This window comes from Microbacterium sp. Bi128, from assembly GCF_918698205.1.
Window position 1 is genome coordinate 1 of sequence record NZ_CAKKMM010000946.1, and the last position, 2,009, is coordinate 2,009.

Consider the following 2,009-nt stretch of genomic DNA (forward strand, 5'->3'; position numbering starts at 1 on the left):
CTTCTGCCCGCGGTCGCCGCCTTCGACGTCGTGAGCGACGACATCACCGACGGCGCGCCTCTGAAGGACGACCAGGTCGCCGCACGCGGCAACACGTCGCCGCATCTCCGGTGGTCGAACGTCCCCGAGGGCACGGCCTCGTTCACGATCACGTGCTTCGATCCCGATGCGCCCACGCCCAGCGGCTTCTGGCACTGGGCCCTCGTGGACCTGCCCGGTGATCTGCGGGAGGTCCCGGCCGGATTCGCCTCGGGACACCTCCCTGCCGGCGCGTTCCACATCCGCAACGACGGCGGCGAGGCCGGCTTCATGGGAGCCGCCCCACCCGAGGGCGACCAGCCCCACCGGTACTTCTTCGTCGTGCACGCCGTCGGGAGCGAGAGCCTCGGGGTGGATGCGGGCGCCAGTCCCGCCGCCGTCTCGTTCGGCCTGGCCTTCTCGACGCTCGGGCGCGCGATCGTCCACGGAACCTTCGCACACTGAGGGAGCGACCCCACCGCGCGCCGACGTCACCGTCACGCGATGGGCGCGCGATCCGGTCGCCGTGGCATCCTCGCGCGGTGGAGGGGTCAGGACAGGCGGAGCTCGGCCTCGCTCAGCGGGTACGACCGGCGCAGCCAGTCCCCGAACTTGGGGGTGCGCAGACAAGAGTCGCGATCGGCGCACCGCACGACCTCGTCCTGTTGCGTATAGATGCGGTAGGTCTCGACCTTGGCATCCAGGACGGCCCCGTCGAGCGTCTGCGGCAGGTCCCGCGACGGATATCCGATGAAGTACCGGATGCCGGGGGCCACCGTCGCGTCCCGACCGATCGAGTCGCGGACCAGCGTCCCGACCGCCGAGTGGTCGGGGTGATCGCCGGGGGCGTACGCGCTGCCGCGAGGGACGTGCGTGAGGATCTGCGAGGGCTGCAGCGCGGTCGCCAGCTCGCTCAGACCGGCGGAGAGCTGGCCGCGGTCGACGGCCGGCCCGCCGTCGATCGGCGCGAGAGTGCCGATCCCTCCGTCCAGCAGAGCACTGAGAGTCGTGTGCCCCGTGGAGCCGAATCCGCCACCGGTGATGTTGCCGTCCGGGAGCCGTACGAACATCACCGAGATCCGCCCGTCCCCCTGGGGGGTCAGTCGGTCCACCCGGAGCCCCGAGTCCAGCGTGAGGACGGTGGAATCCCAGAGCCCGTCGACGCCGCGCATGTGGTTGTACGCGCGAAGGATGCCGAGTTCCCGGGAATGGGTGTATCCGATGCCTTTCCCGGCGTCGCCCGCCGTGAGGAACACGGTCCGCACGCAGTGCCCCGCGGCGATCGCGCCGGAGATCGTGGGATTGCCGAAGATGATGTCGTCATCGGGATGCGCCCAGATCGACAGCAGCGTCTCGCCGTCGCACGGCTGCGCCGCCGGCGAGAGCGGGGCGGGCGGTGGTGTCGGCGTCGCGGCAGGCGCGGAAGAGAGAGGGGCCGTCGCAGTCGGCACCGATGTCGAAGACGGGGTCGGCAGAACGCCGTCGGGCGCCGCGACCCCGACGGGCCAGAACCCGAGCGCACCCGAGACGACGATGGACGCGCCGGTCAAGAGCACGACGGCGAGGATCGCGACGAGGGCGCCGACGCCGAGACGATCCCGGAGCGGCGTCCGCGGGTCAGCGCGTGTCATCGGTGATTCCTCCGGCGTCGGGGGCGTCGGCATCCGGATGCCACGCGATTCGAGGCCCGAGCATAGGCGACCGGGCCCACTACACCAAGGACAGCGTCGCTACTCCCCGCTTGACAGGAGAGGCACATCTGCGCGTCGGCGCGATGCGCAGCCCGAAGGACGCACCACGCACACGCGTCCCCCGTTCGGTGGACAACCGCCCGATCCCCGGAAAATCAGGGTGACTCCAGCCAACCTCCAGGAAACAAATCGTTCATCCAGGGGTGATTCACGGGGTGAGTTCAGGCTGTTATCGTTCAGCAGGAGAATCCACGATCCGAACGCTCGGGGAAAGGGGCCTACGCACTGTGACGTCTGACC

2 protein-coding genes are annotated in these 2,009 nt (G+C 70.2%); one reads left to right on the plus strand and one right to left on the minus strand.

The genetic code is table 11. The annotated features are described in order from the left end of the window. Positions 1-483: YbhB/YbcL family Raf kinase inhibitor-like protein (locus LQV45_RS28335; RefSeq protein ID WP_230010272.1), on the plus strand; the 483-nt coding region annotated here is incomplete at its 5' end. Between the two features lie 86 nt (positions 484-569). Here the strand turns inward: LQV45_RS28335 and LQV45_RS28340 are convergent. Next, positions 570-1,649: a PIG-L family deacetylase gene (locus LQV45_RS28340; RefSeq protein WP_230010275.1), complete on the minus strand. Its 1,080-nt coding sequence runs from the start codon at positions 1,647-1,649 to the stop codon at positions 570-572. Positions 1,650-2,009: the final 360 nt, after the last annotated feature.

Coding starts and splice junctions, on each gene's coding strand:
- LQV45_RS28340 (WP_230010275.1), bottom strand. CDS start 1,649: ATGACACGCGCTGACCCGCGGACGCCGCTCCGGGATCGTCTCGGCGTC.